The sequence below is a fragment of the Methylotenera sp. 1P/1 genome, from assembly GCF_000384355.1.
Taxonomy (GTDB): Bacteria; Pseudomonadota; Gammaproteobacteria; order Burkholderiales; family Methylophilaceae; genus Methylophilus.
The window spans coordinates 2365691-2390580 of sequence record NZ_ARWC01000001.1; the positions used below are offsets into that span (position 1 = coordinate 2365691).

The following is a 24890-nucleotide window of genomic DNA, read 5'->3' on the forward strand; positions in this document are numbered from 1 at the left end:
AATTTTGGGATGATTTTTATAAATTCAAGTGTAAAACTTAAAAAATCAGCCTTCTTTTTTGAGGTTGGAACATTATTTTGTCGATAGAACCAAGTGAACAATCCCCAGGCGCAGAGATTGCGGTACAGCAGTTAAATTTGAGCTATTCGCAGGAGCAAGATCGCTTGCTGCTGAAAGTGGGTTTAAGTGACCAGACTGAAATCTTATTATGGTTAACGCAACGTGTTGCACGCATGATTTGGCAGCTGTTAAGCGCGGAATCGCATTTGCCTGCTGCGGTTGTCAGTCAAGCATCCTCAGCAAATATAGCGCCGCAACAGGCAGTGCAACAATTTAAGCAAGAAGTCAAAGCAGTAGAAACCTTGCAAAAGCTCGATTTTGAAACTGCGTACCAGCCCAGAAAAGAGGCATTGCAAGCGGGTGGTACGTTAATTAAAGAGGTACAGTTACTGCAGGCAGATGCTTCAACACATCTCAACACGCAAGCCTTGGAAATGCAAAGCGTTGATGGGGTGAATCTGCGTTTGAATCTCACCAGCGAAACCGTTGTGGCAATATGCAATATGCTGCAACTCAGTACAAAAGAAGCTGGGTGGACGTTGAGCGCATCGGCCAGTGCAACTGCATCCATCGCTATCACTTCAACCGATCAAAAACAGGTATTACATTAATGGACTACACCTTACTCGGAAACACGGATATTCGCGTGTCTAAAGTATGTTTAGGCACCATGACCTATGGTGACCAAAACACGCAGGCCGATGCCAATGATCAGCTCGATTATGCGCTTAGCCAAGGGATCAATTTTATCGATACGGCAGAAATGTATCCGGTGCCGCCGCGCGCTGAGACGGTGACGCGTACCGAAACCATTCTCGGCCATTGGATTAAGACCAAGCCGCGGGATAGCTTTATTTTAGCGAGTAAAATTGCCGGGCCCAGACGCGGCATGCATTGGATACGTGGCGGCCCCAGTGGGCTGGACAGAGACAATATTCGCGCTGCCGTACACGATAGTTTGCAGCGGCTGCAAACCGATTATCTGGATCTATCTTATTTGCATTGGCCCGAGCGCAATGTGCCGATGTTTGGCCAATATCAGTTTGACCCCCTGGCAGAATTAGACAAAGACGGTAACCCAATCGCTTGGGTCAGCATGCAAGCGCAGTTAGAAGCGCTAGATGAGCTGATTAAAGAGGGGAAAATCCGTGCGATTGGCTTGAGCAATGAGCAGCCGTGGGGATTGATGGAGTTTTTACGCATTGCCAAAGAACGTAATCTACCAAGAGTAGCCGCGCTGCAAAACTGCTATAACTTGATGAATCGCGGTATGGAATTTGGCATGACAGAAGTGCTGTACCGTGAGGGCATCAGCCTCATGGCGTACTCACCACTTGCATTCGGTCATCTCACAGGTAAGTATGTGGATGATCCACAAGCGGTGGGCCGTGTAACGCAATTTTTGGGCTATGCCCAACGTTACAAAAAACCGGGTGTGCCCGAAGCCAGCAAACGTTACACGGCGCTTGCTCGTGCGCATGGTTTGTCACCTACTCAGCTTGCGCTGAGCTTTGTCTATCACCGCTGGTTTGTTGGCAGTACTGTGATTGGCGCTACCAGCATGACGCAGTTGGCAGAAAATGTATCGTCTTATTTTGTGAAGCTAAATGCAGATGTGCTGGCAGAAATCGAACAGATTCATCTGACCATGATGAATCCTGCACCGTAGCGCGCAGATGACGTGGTTACATTAACCCTGTAAAGTATAGGGTTTTGTCGTCGCTGCTTGTCAGCCAAGAAAGTTCTGCATGTCACAACTGCCCAATTGCCCGCAATGCCAATCCGAATACACCTATGAAGATGGTGACCAGTATATTTGCCCCGAGTGTGCACATGAGTGGAGCAAAGCTGCGCGTGCTGATAGCGAAGACACTGCGAAAGTAGTGCATGACGCCAATGGCAATGTGCTGCAAGATGGCGATAGCATTACCGTGATTAAAGATTTGAAAGTCAAAGGCTCTTCATCTGTGGTGAAGGTGGGGACCAAAGTCAAAAATATCCGCTTGGTAGAAGGTGACCATGACATTGATTGCAAGATTGATGGGTTTGGTGCGATGAAATTGAAATCTGAGTTTGTGAAAAAAGCATAAAGTTAAATCCCTTTGTAGGATAAGCACTGATAGTGCGTGTAGGCGCGTGGTGATACATTCTTAACTATCATACTGGTAGTACTTTTGTCGAATAGGGATGGTCATCATGCAAGGAATTAAAAATAAAACGGCTCAAGCATGGGCTGTAGTAATGCTTTGTTGGCCAGCGCTATTATTTGCACAAACGCCCGTCACGGTTGAGCAAGCACTAATCAATTGCAAAAAATTATATCCCTCTGAATTTGAATCAAAAAAGCGCTTAGCTTGTTTTGATAGCATCAGTACACCAACAGAGTTTGTAGCAGAAACCACGCCAACCAACACTGTTACTGAAGGGGATGGGGATGCACCCAACGCCATTGCAAAAACAGCACCGCCTATTGCCATTGAAAAACCCAGTACGCTTAGTTATTTAGAGAGAAAGTGGCGGTTAACATCTCAGGGTGATTGGAGCATCAGCGATTTTGAAACGTATAAATCCAATTATTTGTTGGTGACCAAAACGAATAATACGAACGATACACCGCAATCCCCAAGCTATATCAATACAGAAGATCGACATTTGGATGATAAAGACTTGCGGTTTCAAATCAGCTTAAAAACGGAGATGATGAACAACATTCCCATCGTGCGTGAGCTGCCATATGTCACCAGCTCCCGTATCTGGGCAGCTTATACCCAGCAATCTAATTGGCAGGTATTTGATTCTGCAGCTTCAAGGCCTCTACGTGAGAATGTGTATGAGCCAGAGATTGTGTTGTCATTGGGTATCGATAACGAAGTGGATGGCGAAAAGAAACACTATATTCCCAGGATGCTCAATGTTGGCTTGGTGCACCAATCCAACGGACGTTCAAATCCAACGTCTAGAAGTTGGAATCGTTTTTATTTGGAAAGCGGTTGGGAGCTGAGCGATAGCCTCTCGTTAATGGTGCGCCCGTGGTGGCGCATTCCTGAATCAGAAGACGATAACCCAGACATTGAAAAGTACATGGGTTATGGTGATATGAGTATTCGCTGGGAAGACCGTAAGCGTAAAAACGCAGCGACGCTATTGCTACGAAATAATTTACGCAGCGACAATAAAGGATTTGCGCAATTGGATTTACAGCGGCAAGTGATGAACAACCCTTACCTCAAGTTGCATCTGATGGCTTCTAGCGGCTACGGTGCTAGCTTGTTAGATTATAACCATAGCCAAACTATATTGGGTGTGGGTATCTCTTTAGGGGAGTAGGTCACGGTTAAACTTAAATGAGATAAGTTTAACTGGGCGTGTATGCGCCTTTGGGGAAAAAGTTGATCGCTTGCGGCGGCCCCAATTTTAAAATGGGTTTTCTAATCTGACCCATCACGTGCATCTCGCACGGTTTGCAATCAAACTTCAGAGTGTAACGATCGTTGCCACTAATCAACGTCATGGGTTCTGCCGTGACGGTGCCTTGTACACCAATCACGCCTTTGGCCTCTTTCGGGCAAAGCCCGTGGCTAAAACGTAAGCAGTGTTTGGTGATCATCACTGGCACTTCGCCTAATTCTTCATTGGCCTCGTACGCTTTGGCGATAATTTTTACGCCGTGCTTGTGGTAAAAGTCACGCGCTTTTTGGTTATAGACATTGGCTAAGTAAGTCAGGGTGTCCTCTGGATAGATTGCAAGCGGCACATTGGATGGGCGACGCAGCGGGCGCTGATAACTTAATGCACGCGTCTGAATCAGCTGTTCAATGGCTTCACGGCGAAGATTGTTGATAATTGAAGCAGGGATAAACCAAGCTTGTGCAAGCTCCAAGTGTATGTCTTTGGCTATAAAGTCAGTGTTGCCGAGTTTGCCTAGATTCTCACGTACGCTTGTTTCTGCTTTTGCAGTGTCGTTAGCTGCTTGTTTTTCCGCCGTAATTTGCGCTGTTGCACTCAAGCCCTGTGCATCCGTGACGGTGAGTGCAAAGCCATCGCGTGTTTCATAAACAGTCATGCTCACTTCAATTTTGCGTACGGCAGAATCTTTTTCGAGTAAACGCATAAACGCGTGGTCGCGATTTCTATACATCAAGGTGTTGTTACGGATATCGACTGGCATTTCATTTGGAAAAATACGCTTGCCTTCCACCGTGTTGACTCGCAACCCCACCAACTCTTTATGCACATCAAAAAAGCATACGCCATCACCGTTATGTAACTCAACGTCGGTGGATATTTCAATAAAGTCTTTGCCTACTTTAGTGACTTTACCTAGTACTTCACCCGAAAATTTTGGCGTATCAAATGCACCAATATCGGCCTGACGGCCATTGGCAAAGTAGTCGGTGGCGCTACGGTTAAACGTCTTTTCTGGTTGCGGGGTAAAGGTATAAGTGGTATTGCCCGCTGAGGATTTTTGATACTCAGGATAATGATCTAGGATTTCATCCAATAGCTGGCGGTAGTGTGCGGTAGCATTTTTAACATAGGGTAAATCTTTATAACGGCCTTCAATTTTGAAAGAGCTCACGCCTGCATCAATCAGGGCGCGCAGATTGGCGCTTTGGTCGTTGTCTTTCATGGATAGAAAGTGTTTATCTTTGCCCAAGATACGACCTTTTTGGTCCTCTAGTGTGTATGGCAAGCGGCACTCTTGTGAGCACTCACCACGATTAGCGCTACGCCCGGTATGCGCGTGGCTGATAAAACATTGCCCGCTGAATGCCACGCACAATGCGCCGTGGATAAAGTATTCCAAGTTGCAAGTGGTGGCTACTGCAATTTTTTTGATGGTAGGAATATCTAGCTCGCGCGCCAACACAATTTGACTAAAGCCGACTTTATCTAAAAATTGAGCTTTTTCTACCGTGCGGATATCCGTTTGCGTGCTGGCGTGGAGTTGGATAGGTGGTAAATCCATTTCCAATAAGCCCATGTCTTGCACAATCAGTGCATCCACTTCTGCATCATAAAGCTGATGCACCAACTGACGTACGCCCTCTAATTCGTTATCGTGAAAAATCGTGTTCAGCGCGACAAACACTTCTGCATGATAGCGATGCGCATGTTTTACTAATCGCGCAATATCGGCCACCGTATTGGGTGCTTTTGCGCGCGCACCAAACGCTGGGCCGCCAATATAGACAGCATCGGCGCCATGGTTGATGGCTTCAATACCGAACTCTGCATTTTTGGCAGGGGCAAGTAGTTCTAAGTGGCGACGCGTTTTTAGCATGTGGAACAAAAAAATATTTAAAAAACAGCATTTTAGACCAAAGTACTGTTTTGCACGACATTTTGCATGAATGTACGTGTGAAAACATCGTACAATTTGCGCATGAGTGAAAACCAATCTTTAATTGCGCGTAGCTTGCAAGCAGTGTGGCACCCCTGTACGCAAATGAAACATCATGAGCAATATCCGCTTATACCCATCGCGCGTGGAGAAGGGGTTTGGTTGTATGATACAGAGGGCAAGCGCTACTTAGACGCAGTGAGCTCTTGGTGGGTCAATTTGTTTGGACATAATCATCCCACCATCAAAGCCGCTATTAAACAGCAGCTAGATACGTTAGAGCATGTGATGTTGGCTGGTTTTACGCATGAGCCGGTGGTTGCGCTGTCTGAAGAGTTGGCCAAGCTCACAGGTTTAGGCCATGCGTTTTATGCCAGTGATGGCGCGAGCGCTACAGAGATCGCGCTCAAGATGAGTTTTCACTATTGGCGCAACAGTAGTAAGTCTAGTAAAACCAAGTTTATCAGCCTGCAAAACAGTTATCACGGTGAAACATTAGGTGCGCTGGGCGTGACCGATGTGGCGATTTTTAAAGACACATATGCGCCTTTGCTCATGCAATCGGCACAAATGCCTAGCCCGGATTTTAGGTTGGCCGAAGTTGGGGAGAGTGCCGAGCAGTTTGCGTTGCGTTGTGCAGATACGTTAGATACTTATATCTCAGCACACCATGATGAGTTGGCGGCATTTATCATAGAACCAATCGTGCAATGCGCTGCTGGCATGGGCATGTATCACCCCGTGTATTTGCAACGTGCTAGGGAAATTTGCACGCAGTACCATGTGCATTTAATTGCAGATGAAATTGCGGTGGGCTTTGGGCGTACCGGAACGATGTTTGCCTGTGAGCAAGCCGCGCATCAGGTGAGTGATATTGCAGATTTCGTATGCTTATCTAAAGGCATTACTGGAGGCTATTTGCCATTATCTGTAGTGCTCACTCAGGATCATATCTATCAAGCTTTTTATGATGACCGCACGGTAAAAGGGTTTCTGCATAGCCATAGTTATACTGGCAACCCCTTAGCCTGTAGTGCTGCGCTCGCAACTTTGGCTATTTTTGAGCAAGAGCAGGTGTTGCTCAAAAGTCAGGCCACTTCACAGGCGATACAAGCGAAAATGCAAGCACTTACTCACTTGCCTATTCAATATCTACGTCATCAAGGTATGATGCATGCGTTTGATGTGCAAACACATAACCCACAGTTCTCACGGGATTGTTACGCAGGCGGATTAGCCCATGGTTTGTTGTTAAGGCCTATCGGTAACACCCTTTACTTTATGCCGCCCTATGTGATCTCCGCAGATGACATTGATTGGATGGTGACGCAGACCGCATTGGTAGTGCAACAAGCTTTATGAAACGTTTAACCCTATTTTTCGTCCTCAGCTTGCTGCATGTATTGGCCTATGCAGCATTGCCAACCGCGGTATCCGACGCATTAAAACATGCAGGTATTCCACAAGAAAATGTGGCTGTTTATGTACAAGCTGTCGATGCTAATATGCCGGTACTCAGCCTGAATGCAGATAAGCCGATGAACCCTGCGAGCGTGATGAAGCTGGTCACGACTTATGCTGCTTTAGAAAAACTCACGCCTGCGTATCGCTGGAAAACAGAAGTGTATCGTGATGGTGAGGTGAAGCAGGGGGTGTTGTATGGGGACTTGGTCATCAAAGGCTATGGCGATCCTGATTTTCAACCCCACCATTTTTGGCAATTGCTGATGCAATTACAACAGCTAGGGATTCGCAAGGTTACTGGCGATTTGGTCATTGATAAAACCTACTTTACTCCACAAGCAAACAACATAGCTTTCGATGATGAGATCTGGCGTGCCTACAACGCCCCGCCTAGCGCATTCTTGGTGAATGGCCGTAAAACTAGCTTGCAATTTCAGGTGTTGGACAATCAGGTCTATGTCCATCAAGAGTTTCCATTGCCGCAAGTCAATGTTGAGCAACATCTGACATTACGTGCGGGCGAGTGTGGCGATTGGCGCAGCAATATCGACTACAAAGTGGTGCCGGAAAAAAGCCGTGTCAATGTGTATATCACAGGTAGCTACGCTGCAAGTTGTGAGTCTCGTTATTTGGAGTTGAGTTTGTTCAATGATGAGGAGTATGCGCTTTATACATTTAAGACTTTGTGGAAAGAGTTGGGCGGTACCTTTGGTGGAAAGCTTAACATCCGCCCAACCCCAGAACGTGCAGTCAAAATGCTTGAGCACTGGTCAGCGCCTTTGGGCGAGCAAGTGCAAGACATCAACAAATGGAGCAATAACTTAATGGCTCGGCAATTATTGCTCACTTTGGCGGCGGTGGATGATGCAACCTTGGCTACAGAGCAACACGGCGCTGAAGTCATCAAGCAACAGATGGTAAAGCTGAATATGCCGATGGGCGCATTGGTGGTGGAAAACGGCTCTGGCTTGTCAAGACTAGAACGCGTGAGTGCAGGACAGTTAGGCGGTATGTTGGTGCGTGCGTTTCATCGCCCGGTCATGCCTGAGCTGATGGCCTCGTTACCCATTCTGGGTTTGGATGGTACAGTAAAAACTAGAATGCAAGCTTCTGATGTGCAAGCAAAAGCACACCTTAAAACAGGCTCTATTAATGGTGTCAGTGCAATTGCGGGCTACATACTGGGCCAAGATCAGCGCCGGTATGTCATGGTGATGCTGGTGAATGATGCAAAATCTGCGCAAGCGAGAGCCGCCCAAGATGCATTGATCACATGGGTCTATCAGCATTAAAAAACATGCCAGTCTCATACGTCAAAATTGACCCACACGGGCTATTGTGGCGTGGTCAATAAAGTCCTAAATTGGTTTATGCGTTAAAGGTTAATCGAATCTAAATCAGCATAACAATAATCAAAAATAAATATAGTGTTGACGCCAAATAATCTGATTATTCGGGAGGAGCTATGTTTAACAATGTGTTTCTTCGTATCGTACTTCTTTGCGGTTTACTACTTGCATTCACCGCCCATGCGGCAATCGATGGGTTTGTAAACGCGTCAAAGCCTCGCCCGGCAAGTATTCAAGTGTCTAGCAGTGACAATGTCGGCAATGATTATTATCAAGTAGCGCTTGCTGTAAAAATGATGGATGTGCGTACTGACGCCAATGCTTATTTGGCTACAGCCAGTATGCAAGACCAAGGCTTACCTAGACCAGTTTGGGCGCTTGCCTGTGGCTTGGCTTTTCTGAGTGTAATGAGGCGACGTTTGAGTAGATAGAACCTACAGATGATAAAAAAGGGACTAAGATAGCTCCCTTTTTTATTGTGAATTATCAGTCAATTCCGAATTTCAAGTATCATATTGGATTGCTTATTATTCAAGTGAACTCTCGTATGAAACGCATTCAAAGTAGATGGTTCTTAAGCTTATGTGCAGCCCTTGTTGTCTCTGGCTGCCAAGCAGAGACAGCTCCCACCAATAACACTCAAGAAGGAAAACCTGCGATGACAACGCAAATTACAGAACTACAGAAAATTGATACACAAGTGGGCACTGGCCGTGAAGCTGAAGTTGGCTTCAACGTGACTGTGCATTACACCGGCTGGTTGTATGACCCAGCGGCAGAAGACAAAAAAGGTAAGAAATTTGATAGCAGTGTCGATAGAAAAGAGCCGTTCAATTTCTTTTTAGGTGGCGGACAAGTGATTCAGGGCTGGGATGAAGGCTTTGCCGGCATGAAGATTGGTGGTAAGCGTACGCTTATCATTCCACCAGAAATGGGCTATGGTGCACGTGGTGCGGGTGGAGTGATTCCGCCGAATGCTACTTTAGTATTTGATGTGGAACTGCTCGACGTTAAATAAAGTCAACACTTTGCGAGCACCCGCTTTGCGAATTGCTTGCTTAAAGCATTGCGTTGCCATATGGCGTTGCTAGGTCAAAAAATCCTGGTTACATACTACATGTATGCCGCGCAGGCTTTTTCGATCTCGTGTCTTATCTGGCTTAGAAATTGATGGTTTTGCGGCTGGAGACAGTCATCAATAGATTTAGGGTTCAATCATGAAAGTAAGAATCAAATGGGTGGAAGGCGTGAGTTTTGTCGGTGAATCCGAAACTGGTCACGCGGTGGTATTGGATGGCGCGCCAGAGAATGGTGGCCGTAATATCGGCATGCGTCCCATGGAAATGTTGCTGATTGGGATGGGTGCTTGCACCTCATTCGATGTAGTCGCCATTCTAAAAAAAGCAAGACAGCCCATTGTGGATTGTGTGGCGGAAATTCAAGCTGAACGTGCAGCGGAGATTCCCAAAGTGTTCACCAAAATACATGTGCACTTTGTGATCACGGGCGATGGCTTGAATGAATCCCAAGTGGAGCGTGCAGTTAAACTATCTGCCGAGAAATATTGCTCAGCGTCCATTATGCTGAGCAAAAGTGTGGACATTACACATGACTTCGTTATTCAACCAACGACTCAACAGGGCGCATAATGCATAGACCATCCGGGATGGTGGGTATTCGCCATGTCGCCTTGTTTGTGCAAGACCTGGAATCAGCCATTGATTTCTATACACGCATAATGGGGATGCATATTGAGTGGCATCCAGACCCAGACAATGTGTATCTGACCAACCAAGGGGATGTATTTGCGTTGCACCGTGTGGATTACACCCCGCAAGCGCAACAGCGCTTAGATCATATTGGGTTTGTGCTAGATAGTCCTGAAGCCGTCGATACTTGGCACGACTATTTTTTATCGCACCAAGTACGTATTACTGAAGCGCCCAAAACACACCGTGATGGTTCACGCGGTTTTTACTGCTTGGATAGCGTAGGGCACTTACTTGAGTTGATTTATCATCCGCCTATCATGCGCAGCTTGATAAAATAGGGATCGTTTAGTTGGATAGATTGTCTGTGATTTTGACAGTCAGCGGTGCTTCGTTTTCTAGAATATTTAATAAACGGTCTACATTAGGGTGTTTGCCTGGACAGTTTTCCGCATCCTCGGTGTGTTCTGCATACAATGACAATCCCTCTACCGCAGCATCTAGCGTAATTGCCCCGTACATCTTGTAAAGATGGTGATAGACCTTGAGTGAGCCTAGGCTACCAGGCTTGTTCTCAATGACGCCCGCCGGCTCGTTATTTTCGTCAAATAACTCAATGCGCTGCACATGGTCGGCACTGTCAAGCGTTAATAGAATGTCGCTAAATTTTTGCATGGTTTACCTAAATCTTGTAGAAATAAAATTAAACATAATAAGCAGTTTTGGTCATGATTTTAGAGGCGAATTTCATACCAAACTGTACAGGAATCGGCAGTGCCACGCCGCCCAATTGATGCGCAGTATCTGCATGCTCGCGTTCGTCAGCTTGCATTTGTGCTACGATTTTTCGCGTTTTGTGGTCTGCGGGTGATAGTACCTCCAAGTGGCTTGCCAAATGTGCTTCCACTTGTTTTTCGGTTTCTGCCAAAAACCCCAAATTCCAACGGTCACCTAATAATCCTGCTACTGTACCCAAGCCAAAACTGCCCACATACCACAACGGATTTAACAAGCTTTTGCGTCCGCCCAGTTCATGAATGCGACCTTCACACCAAGCCAAATGGTCGGTTTCTTCGGTTGCCGCTTGCTTTAACGCATTGACGATGGTGGCGTCACGCGATACAAAGGCTTGGCCGCTGTACAGCGCCTGTGCACACACTTCGCCTACATGATTAATGCGCATTAGCGCCGCAGCTTGATTTTTTTCTGCAGTTGAAAGTGGTGCTTCTTCGGTATTGCCATCTGGTCTGGCACGTGAGGCAACTGGCTGCGCAAAGAGCGTACGCAATCCAGTGTCAAATGTAGTAATCAATCGATCTATCATCATATGCGTAGTTTAATCTAATTCGGATTTAAACCCCATCTGTTTTGCAATCAGCACAACGGGATGCAGGATTTTAATCGGCATCGCTTGTTGGCGAATACCCGAACCTAGCTGCATGGCACAGCCAATATTCGAGGTCGCTAAATAATCGTAAATATCCCCCTCTAGCGCCACCATTTTGTCTGCCAACAGCGCTTGCGCCATTTCCGGTTGTTGTAGCATGTAAGTGCCAGCGCCGCCACAGCACTGCATATTGCCTTTTATCGCAGACACTTGAATCTGCGGAATGCGATGCAGCAATGTGGTTACGGATTTTCCGGATTTCATGACATTGCGTAAGGTACATGGCTCATGTAATGCAACATGGACGGGTAAGGGGCTTAACGCGACGTCATTCCAATCGCATTGCGTCAAAAAGTCACTGATGTCTTGCACAGGTAGCTGTGTGTAATCTTTTAAGCCAGCCCCACATCCGCTGGCTGTCGTGAGTACAGGTAGACCATTCTCAAAAGCATCCACGTTATTGGCGATCAATTGCTCTGCAGTTGTACTCTCCCCTTGTTGGCGCGCAATGCCCCCACAACAGCTTTGTGCTGGTGGAATGTGTACGTCATGCCCAAGGCGTGTGAGTACATGAATGCTCGCCCTTAGGGTTTCGGCATCAAAAGCATTGGTGATGCAACCTAAGAACAAATTCACAGCCCCACGTTTGGTCTGCGTTGCAGGGTAAAAAGCTTGCCAAGTTTGTGTGTGTGTCAGTGGCGGCAGCAGTGCAATCTTGTGTGAAATATTTACATTCAGTTTACTTAATATTGCTAAACCGCCAATACGCTGCACTATTCGTAATAGCTGGCTGCTAAGGCGCAAAGCGAATGGCTTTTGCGTCAACCAGTATAGCCAATTCGCGAGTGTATTCGGCTGTTGGGTAATGCTGCGTGTACTATCAATCAGTGCGCCATAATGTACGCCATTGGGGCATGCTGTTTCACAGTTACGGCAACTTAAACATGCGTTGATATGCGCTTTAAAGCGTGCATTGTTGGGGATGATTTCTTTGGCAACGGCACTGATGAGTTGAATGCGTCCGCGTGGCGAGTCTGCTTCTGAGCCGGTTTTAAAATATGTGGGGCAGTGTGGCAAACACAGTCCGCAGGCGACACATCGATCGGCTTCCTGAATGGTGTGTTGGATAGATAAGGTCATGTCTACTTACAAAATAAAGCTTGCTACCATAGTAAAACAAAGCCCCGCAGGTTTCTACTTGTTAAGTGAAAAACATGCAGGGCATTGTTCAGTCCAGCCGGATATCAGTCCGGTGTAATCATTGAGTGAGCCGATTATTTTTTGGTGTCGCTCACTTTTGCCGGCTCTGGGGCTTTTTGTACTGGTAAGCCTTTCAATACGTTCATGGCTTGATTAAATTGGAAGTCATCTTTGCTGGCAGGCTCAATCGGGCCTTTAGCTTCTGCAAATTTTTTCTCATTCAATTTTTCTTTGGCTACAGGCGCTTTAGCTGCATCTTCCTCTTTTTTAGCAGCATTATTATCGGTTGGGTTAGATAAGTGCTTGCTCAAATCTGCCTCGTGCAGGCTGAGAGAAGGGTCAGAGCCATCTTCTACCACAATGTCCGGCACAATGCCTTTGGCCTGAATAGAGCGGCCATTTGGCGTGAAGTAACGTGCAGTGGTTAACTTGATTGCACTACCATTGTTCATCGGCAAAATCGTTTGCACGGAACCTTTACCAAAGCTTTGAATGCCCAAGATCGTGGCGCGTTTGTGATCTTGCAATGCGCCCGCCACAATTTCAGACGCTGAAGCAGAGCCTGCATTGATGAGCACGACCATTGGAATTTGTTTGTATTCTTCAGGCAAGTCTTTTAAATAGTCCGTTTTTCCGCGACGTGCATAGTCACCCGGCGTGGCAGATAAGCGCATTTTAGAATCCGCTACACGGCCTTCTGTATATACCACTAAATCATTTTTTGGTAAGAATGCCGCAGATACACCGACCGCTGCATCCAGTAAACCACCTGGATTGTTACGCAGATCAAGCACCAAGCCTTTAAACGGGCCTTTGTTTTGTTCACGTAATGTTTTCAGTGTTTTGGCTAAATCTTCACCGGTGTGTTCTTGGAACTGGCTGACTCGCACATAACCGTAGTCTTTTTCAATCAGTTTGTTTTTCACGCTTTGTGATTTGATGATGGCGCGGGTCAATGTAAAGCTCAGCGGCTTTTCCTCACCTTTACGTATCACAGTCAGCGTAATTTTAGTGTCTGGGGTGCCGCGCATTTTTTTTACGGCATCATTTAATGTCAAGCCCCGTACTTGCGTTTCGTCCAACTTCATAATCAAGTCGCCAGATTTTAAGCCTGCTTTGTAAGCTGGGCTGTCTTCAATCGGTGTGACTACTTTGACTAAGCCGTCTTCCATCGCCACTTCAATGCCTAAGCCGCCAAACTCGCCTTGTGTACCCGCTTGCAAGTCTTTGTAGGCATCTGCATCCATAAACGTAGAGTGCGGGTCTAAGCCTTGTAGCATGCCGGACAACGCTTCGTTGATGAGTTTTTTGTCTTCAACGGATTCGACATAATCGGATTTTACTTTGCTAAACACTTCTGCAAATACACGCAGTTCATCAATGGGTAATTGAGGGGCTAAGTTTTTTTCTGCCCAAGCAGAGATATTTAAACTCACCAATACGCCAATGAGCACGCCAGAACCAATCAGACCGAATTTTTCTAATGAAGAACGCATGTAAAACCTTTATAGTGAATAGGTAAATAGAACAGCTAGAGTAAGAGTTGCTTACAAAACAATAGGTTCATTTTCCGCTATTTCAATATAATTGCATATACCCAATGCGCAGAATTTAATGAATTTTAAGGTGAGACATGCAAAAACATGTAGTAGAGATTGAGTTTTGTACCCAATGCAGATGGCTGCTACGCGCGGCTTGGCTGGCTCAAGAACTATTGACAACATTTGAACAGGACTTAGCTTCTGTGAATTTAGTGCCGGGCACTGGCGGCATATTAGAGGTGCGTTTAAATGGCGCAGTGTTGTACTCACGTAAAGCAATGGGACGGTTTCCAGAGGCCAAAGAGCTCAAGCAATTGATACGAGATGTGATTGATCCAGAACGCAGTTTGGGGCACAGCGATGGCCATCAGGCCGATAAACCGGGTGCTTCTTAACTGAGACTCGCAATGTGAACTATTCTCAATTCTGCAAGGGTTGAAAAGTTTGGTTACACTGCGGTTGTCGTATCGAATAATCAGGTGCAAAGGAGCATAAAATGGCAACAGATCACGCAGCAAGTACCCCGGTAGTCAAAGCATTGAATACTATTTTAGAGTTTGAATTAGCCGGCGTAGTACGTTATACACATTACGCATTGATGGTGTTTGGTTACAACCGTATTCCAATTGTATCCTGGCTGCGTAGCCAAGCAGCAGAATCGCTCACACATGCCGATAAAGCAGGCGAACTCATTACGCACTTAGGTGGACATCCCTCATTATCGATTGGGCCTTTGCTAGAAACGCATAATCACGATATCGGCGATATTTTGCGCGAATCATTGGCGCATGAAACCGCTGCACTCAATAGCTATAAAGCTTTGCTGAAGCTGGTAGAAGGCGAGTCTGTCATGCTGGAAGAATATGCGCGTGAAATGATTTATCAAGAAGAATTACATTTGGGCGAAGTGGATAAAATGTTGCGTAAGCCAGGTGAAATTGCAAAATTTCATGAGTAAGTGGTGAATGCAAGGCGTTATTCTAGGCACAATATTTTTCCGTAATATTTTTCTAGAAGCAATACTTAAAGCCTAATAAAAAAAAGCAGCTTCAGTTGGCTGCTTTTTTGTTGCGTGTGGTGTCTTAATGAGGGTTTTCCGGAGCGGCTTCAATGCGCTGCGCACCGTTAAAACGCTTGTTCCAGTATGCGCTGTCCATACTTTCCACGCGCACGCTGCCACCAGCACTAGGCGAGTGAATGAATTTGTTGTCGCCCATATAAATACCTACATGTGAGAACGCAGTTTTTAATGTATTAAAGAACACTAAATCGCCGGGCTGCAATTCATCTTTTTTAACGGTCTTACCCATTTGGCTAATGGCGCGCGCGGTTGGGGGAAGTGTGATTTTGGTGGCTTGGCTAAACACATAGCGCACAAAGCCACTACAATCAAACCCAGTTTCGGGCGATTTTCCGCCATATTTATATTGAATGCCGGTTAGGCTAAGCGCTTGCATCAAGACTTCTTGTGCTTTATCCGACCAAGTTGGTGTGGTGTTGACTGCCTCTGGCGTTTCTTCAGCCATCGAGGCGTGGCTTGCAGCTTTAATCAGATCATCTGCAAGACAGATGTTGCTGCATAACAAGCTCATCAGAAAGAGTAATTTGTACATAGAAACTGATCAATAAAAAAGCCTATCTGTCATTGTCTGCAGATAGGCTTGAGTGATTGATTATTGTTTTGCCATTGCGTTTTTGACTGCGCCGACAATAGCGAGTAATACTGCGCCACCCACTCCGCCACCTGCCACTTGAGTGATGATGGTGCCAATATCCATGCTACCAGCTGCAGCAGCACCGCCAACGCCTAACATGCCGAGTAGCTGACCACCAATACCACCACCTAAAATACCCACCAATGAGTTACCAAGCGTGCCTAAGCTTGCATTTTTCATTAGATTGCCTGCAATGTTGCCACCTACTGCACCACTAATTAACTGAATAATAAGACCTAGATCCATACAACCTCCCAAAATAATATTGATACAAGGTACAAAAATGTGATTTGGTGAAACGTACAGCATGCTTAGGCTAACAGGCTATTATTCGTATGACAAGATTATTTTTGCAGATTAAATGTGAAAAAGCCTTAAATAACAGGATGTTTGCGGAAAATTTACATATTCATGGGATAATTTTGGGATGTCAGTTCCATCATCATTACACGACGTTTTTAAAACGGGTGGTGCATTAGCACAAGCAATCGAAGGTTTCAGCGAGCGCACGCAACAGCTTGAAATGGCGTTGGCGATTGAGTCCGCAATTCAGGAAAACAAGCAATTGGTAGCAGAAGCAGGCACCGGTACCGGCAAAACCTTTGCCTATTTAGTCCCTGCGCTACTTTCCGGGGGTAAGGTCATTATTTCCACCGGGACGAAAACCTTACAAGACCAATTATTTAATCGTGATTTACCCAATGTGCGAGATGCGCTCAAAGTGCCAGTCACGGTAAGTATGCTCAAAGGCCGTGCCAATTATGTCTGCCATTATCATTTGGCACGGGCCAGCCAAGAAGGGCGCTTTGCCTCGCGCGAAGATGCGCAATATCTCCCAATCATTCAAAGTTTTGCAGAAAACTCACCCACTGGTGACAAAGCTGAACTAACAACTGTGCCTGAAAACGCGACAGTCTGGCAGCAAGTCACCTCCACCCGTGATAACTGCTTGGGGCAGGAGTGCCAATATTACAAAGAGTGCTTTGTGATGGAAGCGCGTAAACAGGCGTTGGCTGCGGATGTGGTAGTGGTCAATCATCATTTGTTTTTTGCCGATGTGATGTTGCGTGATGAAGGCGTGGCCGAACTGCTGCCTAGCGCCAATACCGTCATTTTTGATGAGGCACACCAGCTGCCGGAAGTGGCCGGCTTGTTTTTTGGTGAGGATATTTCTACCAGCCAGTTGATGGAGTTAGCGCGCGATTGCATGATGCTGTACTTGAGTATTGCCAAAGACTGTGCAGCGTTGGGTGATGCTGTGCCTGTGCTGGAAAAAGCATGTAAAGATTTTAGGCTGGTGTTCCAATACGAAGGCTCGCGCATGCCGGTGCAAAAAGCATTGGCATTGAAAAAATTTGAAACCGCTTTTAGCGATATGCAAGCGGCGTTGCGCCAACTCAATGCCGTGCTAGATACGCAAGCAGCACGCGACCCGGCGCTGGAAAAATGCTGGCAACGTGGTGAGGCCTTGTTAGCGCAACTCGAAAGTTGGCTGAAAGCCAGCAATACCAATTTAGTGCGCTGGGTTGAGGTGTTTACGCAAAGCGTGCAATTGCATGCTACACCGCTGAGTGTGGCAGAAAGTTTTGGTAAACAATTGAATGCGCAGCCGCGTGCCTGGATATTTACATCGGCTACGTTGGCGGTGAAAAGTGATTTTAGCCATTACATTGCCCAAATGGGCTTGCATGATGCGGCTACTGGGTTTTGGGAGAGCCCGTTTGATTATGGCAACCAAGCCTTATTATATGCACCAGCCAATATGCCGGATCCGAATAGTTCTGCCTATACTGCCGCCGTGGCTGCAGTCAGTTTGCCTGTGATTCAAGCCAGCCGAGGGCGGGCGTTTGTATTATGTACCTCACTCAAGGCCATGCGCGAAGTACACGCGCTACTAAAAGAAGCTTTTGCCGAACAGGGCATGGAGTATCCGTTGTTGATGCAAGGCGAGAGTACGCGTACTGAGTTGCTGGACCGTTTCCGTACACATGGTAATGCCGTGTTGGTCGGCTCTCAAAGTTTTTGGGAGGGCGTGGATGTGCGTGGCGAAGCACTGAGTGCAGTGATTATTGATAAGTTGCCATTCGCACCGCCCGATGATCCCGTACTGTCTGCGCGCATTGACAAAATGAACGAGGAAGGCAAAAACGCCTTTATGGAATATCAATTGCCGTATTCCGTGATTACCTTAAAGCAGGGTGCCGGCCGATTGATTCGAGATGAACAAGACCGAGGCGTATTAGTGATTTGCGATCCCCGCCTAATTACCAAACCCTATGGCAGACGCATCTGGCAAAGCTTGCCGCCGTTTAAGCGCACTAAAGAGTTGGCGGACGTAGAGGCATTCTTTACTGAAAGTGATTCACAGTAAATGTTATTGATACCTGAGTTTGAATACGAACTCACCGCCATACGTGCACAAGGGGCGGGCAAAATGTGAATAAAGTATCGAGTGCAATTCACCTGCGATTTGATATTCAGGCTTCATCTTTAAGCGACTGGCTGAAGACGCGTTTACTAGAGAGCAAAGATAGCCGGATTACGGAACAGGGCGTGTTGATTATTAAGGCACAACAATACCGCACGCAGGAAGCCAATAAAAAAGACGCGATTAAACGCTTGCATGAGATAGTGAATGCCGCGAATTTTGTGCTGCCAACACGTTATGCCACGCGCCCTACACGTGCTTCACAAAAGCGCAGAGTCGAGGGAAAAGTACAGCGCGGTAAAATCAAGCTAGGGCGCGGTCGTGTAGATTATGGCAAAATAGGCGAATGATTTTTCACATCTGTTTTGCAGATGGCACAGCCCACACATACTCATGAATTTACTCGCTTTTGATACCTCTACTGAATTTTTGTCTATTGCCCTACAGGTAGGTGTGCAGTCTTGGGCGTTTGATGTTGAGGCTGGTGCAACCGCCTCTCAGCGTATTTTGCCGGAGATTCACGCCCTATTACAAAGCGCTAATATTGAATTAACCGCGCTGGATGGTGTTGCATTTGGCGCCGGGCCTGGTGCATTTACCGGTGTGCGTGTTGCTTGTGGCGTCGCCCAAGGCTTGGCATTTGGTGCAAACCTGCCAGTAGTAGGGGTGCACACCTTAATGGCAGTCGCGCAGGCCAGCGGACAAGATAAAGTGATTGTTTGTCAGGATGCGCGCATGGGTGAGGTGTATTTTGCGGCCTATGAGAAAGTAACGGATGTGTGGACAGCGATCTCTCCGGCGATTGTATGTAAGCCAGAGCTAGTGCCAGCGCTCACAGGCAGCGATTGGGTAGGCGCGGGCAGTGGTTGGGGGGTGTATGCGCCACAATTAACGGCTATATATGCAGATCAGTTACGTAAAATACTGCCAGCCGTGACGCCGAATGCGCAAGCTATTTTGGCATTGGCGCAACCTATGTTTTTGGCTGGATTAGCACAAGCGGCAGAAGACATTGCACCGATTTATATTCGGAATCGTGTTGCTTTAACCACGCAAGAGCGTGCACAGGGGTTGCGTATATGAGTGCGGTATTAGCGCAAGCATTGGCATTGCGGCCCATGCAGATGGAGGATATGGAGGCTATCATGGTGATTGAGCCTACTATTTACTCGCATCCGTGGACACGTGGCAATTTTGTAGATTCGCTTAACTCAGGATATAGCGCTTGGGTGCTGTTACAACAACAAAAAATCATTGGCTATGCTTTAATGATGATGGTGCTGGATGAAGCGCATTTGCTCAATATTAGCGTGGCTAAGCCCCAACAAAAACAGGGCTTAGGCCGCTATTTGCTGACGCATATGATAGAGGTTTCTAGGCGTCACAAGGCCGCCAATATGTTTTTGGAAGTGCGCACGAGTAATCTTTCTGCCATCACTTTGTATGAAAGTATGGGTTTTTGCGAGATGGCGATACGCCGAGGGTATTATCCTGCTGACCCGGTTATCTTTAAATCGGGGCGTGAGGATGCGATGTTAATGGGGCTGGCCTTATGAGTGTAACGCGTGAAGATATATTCCGTGAGTTAGAATTACTGCCGGTATGGCAATTGAATTCTGCACAGGTGGCGGCACCTCTGCCTGTGTCTCAATCTATTGCTACACCTAAAGTGGCTGATGTGCCTGAACCCCCGCAAATCATTTTGCCACCGGAAATTGAAACGCCTCATTCAACGCTGTCTCCAGTATCGGCAGAACCACCGTTAGAAAAAGTGGCGGTGACATGGCTATTGTATTGTCCGTTACCAGATACCAATATTGAAGCGCCTGCCAGTGCAGACATGCTGACGTTATTGAAGAATATGATCAATGCCATGCAACTATTGTCTACTGACTATCAACTGGTACATGATGAGCAAGTGTTGCTGCGCTATCAACCTGAGTACGCACTGCTGTTTGGTTTGGCCGCCGCCAATACTTTTTTGGGCACGCAAGCGCCAGACGTGGAAACTTTAGGCAACCAACCTGTTCTACATGCACAAAGCAATTGCTGGGTGATCGATCATCCAGCAGATCTACTGCAAACCCCCATGCTTAAACGCAATGCATGGCGTGTGATGTGTGATGCTAAAGCGTATGCAACGCAGAAAAATACGCAGTAAACGCGTATAGTGCATCATCAGGCAATATAGCTTAGGCTTGAAATTGCTAGCTTAACCGCCATCTTTTAATCAACGATCATTGCACAAACATATTCCACACTAATTAAGGAGTGAATCATGCGTCAACTTTATACCAAACTACTTCCGTTGTTACTGGTGCTGGGTTTGTCCGGCTGCGGATACAATGCATTTCAAACGCTGGATGAAGAAACCAAGGCCAGTTGGTCAGAAGTGCTCAACCAATATCAACGCCGTGCCGATTTGGTACCAAATTTAGTGGAGACTGTAAAAGGGTATGCTGAACACGAAAAAGAAGTGCTGACTGAAGTGGCCGATGCACGTTCTAAAGTAGGCAGCATTCAAGTGACCCCAGAAGTGCTGAACGACCCGGAAGCGTTTGCTAAATTCCAAGCGGCTCAAGGTCAATTAACAAGCGCACTATCACGCTTAATGGCGGTGGCTGAGAATTATCCTAACTTGAAAGCAGACCAAGGCTTTAGAGATTTACAAGCGCAGTTGGAAGGCACGGAAAACCGTGTGACCGTGGCACGTAATCGCTATATTGAATCAGTGAAAGAATACAATATTTCAGTGCGTAGCTTCCCCAATAACTTAACGGCCATGATGTTTGGCTACAAAGCAAAACCTTCATTTACCGTAGAGAATGAAAAAGCCATTTCCTCTGCGCCTAAAGTTGATTTTGGAAACACTAAATAATCTACGTGATGGTAGTGAAATACACGGCATTATGCAGGTGAACGTCATGTTGAAACTAGTGCAGTGGGTGCTGCTAGTGCTGAGTTGGATTGCACTGCCGGCATTTTCTGCGCCTATGGCAATCCCGGCAGTGATTTCACCGGTCACGGATTTAACACAGACCTTATCCCCTCAATCGCAGCAGTCGCTTGCACAAAAGCTTAACCAATTGTCGAAAGAAAAAGGCAGTCAGATCGCGGTGCTGATAGTGGATACGACACAGCCAGAAGACATTGCCCAGTTTGGCATACGTGTCGCTGAGGCTTGGAAAATCGGGCGTGACAAGCAAGATGATGGTGTGATTATTATTGTGGCCAAAGCGGACCGTAAAATGCGCATTGAGGTAGGTTACGGATTAGAAGGCGCTATCCCGGATTTAACTGCCAAACGCGTGATTAGCGAGACCATGGCACCGCGTTTTCGCCAAGGTGATTTTGAGGGTGGCCTCAACGCTGCGATCGATCAATTAACAGCGTTGATTGCAGGTGAAGCGCTGCCTGCGCCACAAAAAAAATCGTCGCAAGGTGGTGGGTTGTTAGAGTGGTTGCCTATTTTGATGTTTGTGGCCATTTTTACCGGTATGGTGCTGCGCAGTATATTTGGTACCTATGCTGGCAGCGCGCTCAATGGTGGCGCGCTCAGTGTGTTGGTGTGGGTGTTGGGCGGTGCATTGCTCACGGTAGGATTAGTCTTTATTGCCGCATTTATTTTCACACTAGCTATGGGTGGTAATCGCGGTGGTGGTTATGGCGGTTACCCAACTGGCTATGGTGGCGGCTATGGTGGTGGTGGTTTGAGTGGGCGTGATATTTTTAGTGGTGGCGGTGGTGATTTTGGCGGCGGCGGCGCTTCTGGAGATTGGTAATATGAAGAGACTGCATCCCATTCTGCGTTTTATGCGACACGCACTGAGTACGCCGTGGCATGTGTGCCGCCATTTCTCGCCACAAGCGCTTCGGCGCATTGAGGCCGCCATTGCCAATAGTGAGCGCCTGCATGCAGGGGAGATGCGCTTTGTTGTTGAAGCTGGCTTGCATCCTATGGATATTATTTGGAAGAAAACTCCCAAGCGACGTGCGCTGGAATTATTTGGGCAATTGAATATTTGGGATACCGAACATAACAATGGGGTGCTGATTTATCTGCTACTGGCTGACCGTGATGTGGAAATCGTGGCCGACCGTGGCATTCATCGCTTGGTGGGAGATGATGGCTGGGAGTCAATCTGCCACCATATGGAACAGCAGTTTAGACAAGGTGCTTTTGAGGAAGGTGTTGTGAGTGGCATCGCCGAAATCGGCGCATTATTGAGCCAGCATTTTCCCACGCAGAATGAGCAGCGTAATGAGCTCTCAAATCGTCCAGTGGTGCTGTAGTTTATATTGTTTAGTATTGGCGCTCGGCGCACATGCCGATATGGCCGACATTAACCGTATTTTTCGCCAGTCTCCTAGTTTGGATCGTATGGAGATTTGTCATGGCGGCGGTTGCGCAAAGTTATCGCTGACCCAACTCTCGCAAGCGGAGTGGGATCAAATCACGTATTTATTTTCACCAATGCCAGAAGACGCGCAGCAAGAACGTTTGATGATTGCGCGCGCAGTAGGCAAGTTGGAGTCACTGATAGGCGTCAATATTGGTACCGCTGGTGATAAAGCAGGTACTTTTAATAACGCTAAGTTTCCTGGTCAATTGGACTGTAATGACGAGTCCATCAATACCACCACTTATTTGCGCTTGCTCGTCCAAGCTGGGTTGGTGAGGCATCACACAGTGGAAGATACCCGCACTCGACATTTCTTTTTTTCTGGCTGGCCACATACCACTGCGGTGATTCGCCAAACCGATACTGGGCAGCGCTATGCGGTGGACAGTTGGTTTTATGATAATGGGCAGCCTGCGACGATTATACCGTTTGAAGTTTGGAAAGATGGGTATGTGCCGGAGGATAGTCCGGTACCGCGCTAACGGTCGTCCACAAACTCTGCTGACTAATTGATCGATTCCCTATAAAATTCATCCTTCTCAAGATTTGCTAGTTAAAGGCTATATTCGCTATGCGCGCTTCAAAATTTTTTATTGCCACTCAAAAAGAGGCACCTGCCGATGCAGAACTCATCAGCCACAAATTGATGGTACGTGCAGGCTTAATCAAAAAGCTAGGCAGTGGCCTGTATAACTGGATGCCGCTTGGCTTGCGTGTGTTACGCAAAGTTGAAAACATTGTGCGCGATGAAATGAATAAAGCCGGTGCGTTGGAGTTGCTGATGCCTGCCGTACAACCTAAAGAACTGTGGGAAGAGACAGGTCGCTGGGCAGTATTCGGGCCACAAATGCTCAAAATTCAAGATCGCCATGAACGCGATTTCTGTTTTGGCCCAACGCATGAGGAAGTGATTACCGATATTGCACGTAAAGAAATCAATAGCTACAAGCAATTGCCATTGAATTTTTATCAAATTCAAACTAAATTCCGTGATGAGATTCGCCCACGTTTTGGGGTGATGCGCGCCCGTGAGTTTTTGATGAAAGACGCGTATTCGTTTCATACCAGCTACGACTGTTTGCAGAACACCTATAGCGAGATGCACCAAGCCTACAGCAATGTATTTACGCGTTTGGGGCTCAAATTCCGTGCGGTCAAAGCAGATTCAGGCGCCATTGGTGGTGATGGCTCACAAGAGTTTCACGTGCTGGCCGATAGCGGTGAAGATGCGTTGGCTTACTGTGAGCAATCCGATTACGCAGCCAATGTGGAATTGGCTGAAGCTGTGACGACGATAACCCGCGCAGCGCCCAGTGAATCCATGCGTGAAGTTGACACCCCTAAGCAAACCGCCTGTGAAGATGTGGCAAAACTGTTAGGGGTTGGCATTGAACGCACGGTGAAAGCGGTGGCCTTTGTTGCACAAGAAAAGTTTTACCTCGCATTGTTACGTGGTGACCACATGCTGAATGAAGTAAAACTGACAAAATTGTCAGGTTTGGCCGATTTTAGGCTGGCCACTGAAGAAGAGATTCGCGCCAATTTAAATTGTCCACCCGGCTTTATTGGGCCGGTCAATGTAGGTGCAAACGTGCATGTGATTGCAGATAGCACGGTTGCAGCCATGAGCGACTTTATTTGTGGGGCGAATAAACCTAAATTCCATTTGGCTGGCGTGAATTTTGCTCGTGATTTACAGGAGCCTAGCGTGGTGGCCGATATCCGCAATGTAGTTGCGGGTGATATCAGCCCAGATGGCAAAGGCACATTGTCTCTTTGTCGTGGTATTGAAGTCGGGCATATCTTCCAATTGCGTACCAAATATGCCAAGGCCATGAATGCGACTTATTTGGACGAGCATGGACAATCGCAAGTCATGGAAATGGGCTGTTATGGCATAGGCGTATCTCGTATCGTGGGTGCTGCCATTGAGCAAGGCAATGATGACAAAGGGATTATTTTCCCATTGAGCATGGCACCGTTTGAAGTGGTAATTTGTCCAATTGGGATGGATAAAAGCGATCAAGTGAAAACAACGGCTTTACAGCTTTATGCAGATTTAACAGCGGCCGGTGTCGATGTGTTACTCGATGATAGAAATGAACGCCCGGGCGTCATGTTTGCGGAAAGCGATTTGATGGGTATACCACATCGGGTTGTGATTGGTGATCGCGGTTTGGCTGAGGGTAATGTGGAATATAAATCACGTAAATCGCCTGATGCACAAACGATCGCGTTACCAGATACTTTAAATTTTATTCAACAGGTATTAATCAGTTAAAAAAGTGAC

At 46.9% G+C, this 24890-nt stretch carries 28 protein-coding genes and 1 pseudogene; 22 read left to right on the forward strand and 7 right to left on the reverse strand.

Annotation, left to right across the window (positions count from 1 at the left end):
* The first annotated feature begins 77 nt into the window (after positions 1–77).
* The 4 genes from A3Q3_RS0111475 (at position 78) to A3Q3_RS0111490 (ending at position 3387) form a co-directional block, all read left to right on the forward strand.
* The gene (locus A3Q3_RS0111475; RefSeq protein ID WP_020183731.1) at positions 78–671 is read left to right on the forward strand and encodes a hypothetical protein; all 594 of its coding nucleotides are present in this window, start codon (positions 78–80) and stop codon (positions 669–671) included.
* The gene (locus A3Q3_RS0111480; protein ID WP_020183732.1) at positions 671–1729 is read left to right on the forward strand and encodes an aldo/keto reductase; all 1059 of its coding nucleotides are present in this window, start codon (positions 671–673) and stop codon (positions 1727–1729) included. The genes A3Q3_RS0111475 and A3Q3_RS0111480 overlap by 1 nt, the downstream gene beginning before the upstream one ends.
* 79 nt (positions 1730–1808) lie before the next feature.
* Entirely contained in the window at positions 1809–2150 is a 342-nt protein-coding gene (locus A3Q3_RS0111485) for a zinc ribbon domain-containing protein YjdM (protein WP_020183733.1), read from the forward strand.
* A 106-nt stretch (positions 2151–2256) separates the two neighbouring features.
* Complete coding sequence (locus A3Q3_RS0111490) at positions 2257–3387, forward strand: phospholipase A (protein WP_020183734.1); 1131 nt, start codon at positions 2257–2259, stop codon at positions 3385–3387.
* Positions 3388–3415: 28 nt separating this feature from the next.
* Here A3Q3_RS0111490 and A3Q3_RS0111495 read toward each other — a convergent pair whose 3' ends face one another.
* Entirely contained in the window at positions 3416–5344 is a 1929-nt protein-coding gene (locus tag A3Q3_RS0111495) for a U32 family peptidase (protein WP_020183735.1), read from the reverse strand.
* 102 nt (positions 5345–5446) lie between these two features.
* Between A3Q3_RS0111495 and bioA the strand changes: the two genes are divergently transcribed.
* The 6 genes from bioA to A3Q3_RS0111525 all read left to right on the forward strand — a co-directional run bounded on the left by bioA (position 5447) and on the right by A3Q3_RS0111525 (position 10267).
* Positions 5447–6766, forward strand: a complete 1320-nt coding sequence (bioA, locus tag A3Q3_RS0111500) for an adenosylmethionine--8-amino-7-oxononanoate transaminase (protein ID WP_033425146.1) — start codon at positions 5447–5449, stop codon at positions 6764–6766.
* Positions 6763–8160 (forward strand): D-alanyl-D-alanine carboxypeptidase/D-alanyl-D-alanine-endopeptidase, encoded by a 1398-nt coding sequence (gene dacB, locus A3Q3_RS0111505; RefSeq protein ID WP_020183737.1) that lies wholly within the window; start codon positions 6763–6765, stop codon positions 8158–8160. Before bioA ends, dacB begins: the two co-directional genes overlap by 4 nt.
* Positions 8161–8333: 173 nt before the next feature.
* Complete coding sequence (locus A3Q3_RS0111510) at positions 8334–8648, forward strand: hypothetical protein (RefSeq protein WP_020183738.1); 315 nt, start codon at positions 8334–8336, stop codon at positions 8646–8648.
* A gap of 116 nt (positions 8649–8764) precedes the next feature.
* On the forward strand, positions 8765–9235 hold the full coding sequence (locus A3Q3_RS0111515; protein WP_025223712.1) for an FKBP-type peptidyl-prolyl cis-trans isomerase: 471 nt from the start codon (positions 8765–8767) through the stop codon (positions 9233–9235).
* 199 nt (positions 9236–9434) lie between these two features.
* Positions 9435–9866, forward strand: a complete 432-nt coding sequence (locus tag A3Q3_RS0111520; protein WP_020183740.1) for an OsmC family protein — start codon at positions 9435–9437, stop codon at positions 9864–9866.
* Entirely contained in the window at positions 9866–10267 is a 402-nt protein-coding gene (locus A3Q3_RS0111525; protein WP_026361896.1) for a VOC family protein, read from the forward strand. The genes A3Q3_RS0111520 and A3Q3_RS0111525 overlap by 1 nt, the downstream gene beginning before the upstream one ends.
* Positions 10268–10274: 7 nt before the next feature.
* Here the strand turns inward: A3Q3_RS0111525 and A3Q3_RS0111530 are convergent, their stop codons facing one another.
* The 4 genes from A3Q3_RS0111530 to A3Q3_RS0111545 all read right to left on the reverse strand — a co-directional run bounded on the left by A3Q3_RS0111530 (position 10275) and on the right by A3Q3_RS0111545 (position 14009).
* Positions 10275–10601: a DUF2322 family protein gene (locus A3Q3_RS0111530; protein WP_020183742.1), complete on the reverse strand. Its 327-nt coding sequence runs from the start codon at positions 10599–10601 to the stop codon at positions 10275–10277.
* A gap of 28 nt (positions 10602–10629) precedes the next feature.
* Complete coding sequence (coq7, locus tag A3Q3_RS0111535) at positions 10630–11253, reverse strand: 2-polyprenyl-3-methyl-6-methoxy-1,4-benzoquinone monooxygenase (RefSeq protein ID WP_020183743.1); 624 nt, start codon at positions 11251–11253, stop codon at positions 10630–10632.
* A 9-nt stretch (positions 11254–11262) separates the two neighbouring features.
* Positions 11263–12453, reverse strand: a complete 1191-nt coding sequence (locus A3Q3_RS13925) for a (Fe-S)-binding protein (RefSeq protein ID WP_033424960.1) — start codon at positions 12451–12453, stop codon at positions 11263–11265.
* A 134-nt stretch (positions 12454–12587) separates the two neighbouring features.
* Positions 12588–14009, reverse strand: coding sequence for a S41 family peptidase (locus A3Q3_RS0111545; protein WP_020183745.1), 1422 nt, complete (start codon positions 14007–14009; stop codon positions 12588–12590).
* Between the two features lie 137 nt (positions 14010–14146).
* Between A3Q3_RS0111545 and A3Q3_RS0111550 the strand changes: the two genes are divergently transcribed.
* A complete protein-coding gene (locus A3Q3_RS0111550) occupies positions 14147–14449 on the forward strand; it encodes a SelT/SelW/SelH family protein (RefSeq protein ID WP_020183746.1) in 303 nt (100 codons plus the stop codon).
* Between the two features lie 101 nt (positions 14450–14550).
* Positions 14551–15012, forward strand: a complete 462-nt coding sequence (locus A3Q3_RS0111555) for a bacterioferritin (protein ID WP_020183747.1) — start codon at positions 14551–14553, stop codon at positions 15010–15012.
* Between the two features lie 124 nt (positions 15013–15136).
* On the opposite strand, the gene A3Q3_RS0111560 is transcribed toward A3Q3_RS0111555, so the two are convergent.
* Positions 15137–15667, reverse strand: coding sequence for a C40 family peptidase (locus A3Q3_RS0111560; protein ID WP_020183748.1), 531 nt, complete (start codon positions 15665–15667; stop codon positions 15137–15139).
* Between the two features lie 60 nt (positions 15668–15727).
* A complete protein-coding gene (locus tag A3Q3_RS0111565) occupies positions 15728–16015 on the reverse strand; it encodes a hypothetical protein (RefSeq protein ID WP_020183749.1) in 288 nt (95 codons plus the stop codon).
* A 181-nt stretch (positions 16016–16196) separates the two neighbouring features.
* Here A3Q3_RS0111565 and A3Q3_RS0111570 point away from each other — a divergent pair, with 181 nt between their 5' ends.
* The 10 genes and pseudogenes from A3Q3_RS0111570 to A3Q3_RS0111615 all read left to right on the forward strand — a co-directional run bounded on the left by A3Q3_RS0111570 (position 16197) and on the right by A3Q3_RS0111615 (position 24881).
* Positions 16197–18140 carry an ATP-dependent DNA helicase gene (locus A3Q3_RS0111570; RefSeq protein ID WP_020183750.1) on the forward strand — a complete coding sequence of 648 codons (1944 nt, stop codon included), beginning with the start codon at positions 16197–16199 and terminating at the stop codon, positions 18138–18140.
* Positions 18141–18547, forward strand: a pseudogene (gene arfB, locus A3Q3_RS14040) (alternative ribosome rescue aminoacyl-tRNA hydrolase ArfB).
* Positions 18548–18590: 43 nt separating this feature from the next.
* Positions 18591–19280 (forward strand): tRNA (adenosine(37)-N6)-threonylcarbamoyltransferase complex dimerization subunit type 1 TsaB, encoded by a 690-nt coding sequence (tsaB, locus tag A3Q3_RS0111580; protein ID WP_020183752.1) that lies wholly within the window; start codon positions 18591–18593, stop codon positions 19278–19280.
* Positions 19277–19753, forward strand: a complete 477-nt coding sequence (gene rimI, locus A3Q3_RS0111585) for a ribosomal protein S18-alanine N-acetyltransferase (protein WP_020183753.1) — start codon at positions 19277–19279, stop codon at positions 19751–19753. Before tsaB ends, rimI begins: the two co-directional genes overlap by 4 nt.
* On the forward strand, positions 19750–20358 hold the full coding sequence (locus tag A3Q3_RS0111590) for a hypothetical protein (RefSeq protein WP_020183754.1): 609 nt from the start codon (positions 19750–19752) through the stop codon (positions 20356–20358). The genes rimI and A3Q3_RS0111590 overlap by 4 nt, the downstream gene beginning before the upstream one ends.
* Positions 20359–20475: 117 nt before the next feature.
* Complete coding sequence (locus tag A3Q3_RS0111595) at positions 20476–21075, forward strand: LemA family protein (protein ID WP_020183755.1); 600 nt, start codon at positions 20476–20478, stop codon at positions 21073–21075.
* A gap of 46 nt (positions 21076–21121) precedes the next feature.
* Positions 21122–21979, forward strand: a complete 858-nt coding sequence (locus tag A3Q3_RS0111600) for a YgcG family protein (protein ID WP_081623309.1) — start codon at positions 21122–21124, stop codon at positions 21977–21979.
* A gap of 1 nt (position 21980) precedes the next feature.
* A complete protein-coding gene (locus A3Q3_RS0111605; RefSeq protein ID WP_020183757.1) occupies positions 21981–22490 on the forward strand; it encodes a TPM domain-containing protein in 510 nt (169 codons plus the stop codon).
* Entirely contained in the window at positions 22459–23082 is a 624-nt protein-coding gene (locus A3Q3_RS13935; protein ID WP_026361898.1) for a hypothetical protein, read from the forward strand. Before A3Q3_RS0111605 ends, A3Q3_RS13935 begins: the two co-directional genes overlap by 32 nt.
* 89 nt (positions 23083–23171) lie before the next feature.
* Positions 23172–24881 carry a proline--tRNA ligase gene (locus A3Q3_RS0111615; protein ID WP_020183759.1) on the forward strand — a complete coding sequence of 570 codons (1710 nt, stop codon included), beginning with the start codon at positions 23172–23174 and terminating at the stop codon, positions 24879–24881.
* Positions 24882–24890: the final 9 nt, after the last annotated feature.

Bases quoted from the DNA above. Each gene is read 5' to 3' on its own strand.
- A3Q3_RS0111480 (WP_020183732.1), top strand. From the start codon at position 671: ATGGACTACACCTTACTCGGAAACACGGATATTCGCGTGTCTAAAGTA.
- A3Q3_RS0111485 (WP_020183733.1), top strand. From the start codon at position 1,809: ATGTCACAACTGCCCAATTGCCCGCAATGCCAATCCGAATACACCTAT.
- A3Q3_RS0111490 (WP_020183734.1), top strand. From the start codon at position 2,257: ATGCAAGGAATTAAAAATAAAACGGCTCAAGCATGGGCTGTAGTAATG.
- A3Q3_RS0111495 (WP_020183735.1), bottom strand. From the start codon at position 5,344: ATGCTAAAAACGCGTCGCCACTTAGAACTACTTGCCCCTGCCAAAAAT.
- bioA (WP_033425146.1), top strand. From the start codon at position 5,447: ATGAGTGAAAACCAATCTTTAATTGCGCGTAGCTTGCAAGCAGTGTGG.
- dacB (WP_020183737.1), top strand. From the start codon at position 6,763: ATGAAACGTTTAACCCTATTTTTCGTCCTCAGCTTGCTGCATGTATTG.
- A3Q3_RS0111510 (WP_020183738.1), top strand. From the start codon at position 8,334: ATGTTTAACAATGTGTTTCTTCGTATCGTACTTCTTTGCGGTTTACTA.
- A3Q3_RS0111515 (WP_025223712.1), top strand. From the start codon at position 8,765: ATGAAACGCATTCAAAGTAGATGGTTCTTAAGCTTATGTGCAGCCCTT.
- A3Q3_RS0111520 (WP_020183740.1), top strand. From the start codon at position 9,435: ATGAAAGTAAGAATCAAATGGGTGGAAGGCGTGAGTTTTGTCGGTGAA.
- A3Q3_RS0111525 (WP_026361896.1), top strand. From the start codon at position 9,866: ATGCATAGACCATCCGGGATGGTGGGTATTCGCCATGTCGCCTTGTTT.
- A3Q3_RS0111530 (WP_020183742.1), bottom strand. From the start codon at position 10,601: ATGCAAAAATTTAGCGACATTCTATTAACGCTTGACAGTGCCGACCAT.
- coq7 (WP_020183743.1), bottom strand. From the start codon at position 11,253: ATGATGATAGATCGATTGATTACTACATTTGACACTGGATTGCGTACG.
- A3Q3_RS13925 (WP_033424960.1), bottom strand. From the start codon at position 12,453: ATGACCTTATCTATCCAACACACCATTCAGGAAGCCGATCGATGTGTC.
- A3Q3_RS0111545 (WP_020183745.1), bottom strand. From the start codon at position 14,009: ATGCGTTCTTCATTAGAAAAATTCGGTCTGATTGGTTCTGGCGTGCTC.
- A3Q3_RS0111550 (WP_020183746.1), top strand. From the start codon at position 14,147: ATGCAAAAACATGTAGTAGAGATTGAGTTTTGTACCCAATGCAGATGG.
- A3Q3_RS0111555 (WP_020183747.1), top strand. From the start codon at position 14,551: ATGGCAACAGATCACGCAGCAAGTACCCCGGTAGTCAAAGCATTGAAT.
- A3Q3_RS0111560 (WP_020183748.1), bottom strand. From the start codon at position 15,667: ATGTACAAATTACTCTTTCTGATGAGCTTGTTATGCAGCAACATCTGT.
- A3Q3_RS0111565 (WP_020183749.1), bottom strand. From the start codon at position 16,015: ATGGATCTAGGTCTTATTATTCAGTTAATTAGTGGTGCAGTAGGTGGC.
- A3Q3_RS0111570 (WP_020183750.1), top strand. From the start codon at position 16,197: ATGTCAGTTCCATCATCATTACACGACGTTTTTAAAACGGGTGGTGCA.
- tsaB (WP_020183752.1), top strand. From the start codon at position 18,591: ATGAATTTACTCGCTTTTGATACCTCTACTGAATTTTTGTCTATTGCC.
- rimI (WP_020183753.1), top strand. From the start codon at position 19,277: ATGAGTGCGGTATTAGCGCAAGCATTGGCATTGCGGCCCATGCAGATG.
- A3Q3_RS0111590 (WP_020183754.1), top strand. From the start codon at position 19,750: ATGAGTGTAACGCGTGAAGATATATTCCGTGAGTTAGAATTACTGCCG.
- A3Q3_RS0111595 (WP_020183755.1), top strand. From the start codon at position 20,476: ATGCGTCAACTTTATACCAAACTACTTCCGTTGTTACTGGTGCTGGGT.
- A3Q3_RS0111600 (WP_081623309.1), top strand. From the start codon at position 21,122: ATGTTGAAACTAGTGCAGTGGGTGCTGCTAGTGCTGAGTTGGATTGCA.
- A3Q3_RS0111605 (WP_020183757.1), top strand. From the start codon at position 21,981: ATGAAGAGACTGCATCCCATTCTGCGTTTTATGCGACACGCACTGAGT.
- A3Q3_RS13935 (WP_026361898.1), top strand. From the start codon at position 22,459: ATGAGCTCTCAAATCGTCCAGTGGTGCTGTAGTTTATATTGTTTAGTA.
- A3Q3_RS0111615 (WP_020183759.1), top strand. From the start codon at position 23,172: ATGCGCGCTTCAAAATTTTTTATTGCCACTCAAAAAGAGGCACCTGCC.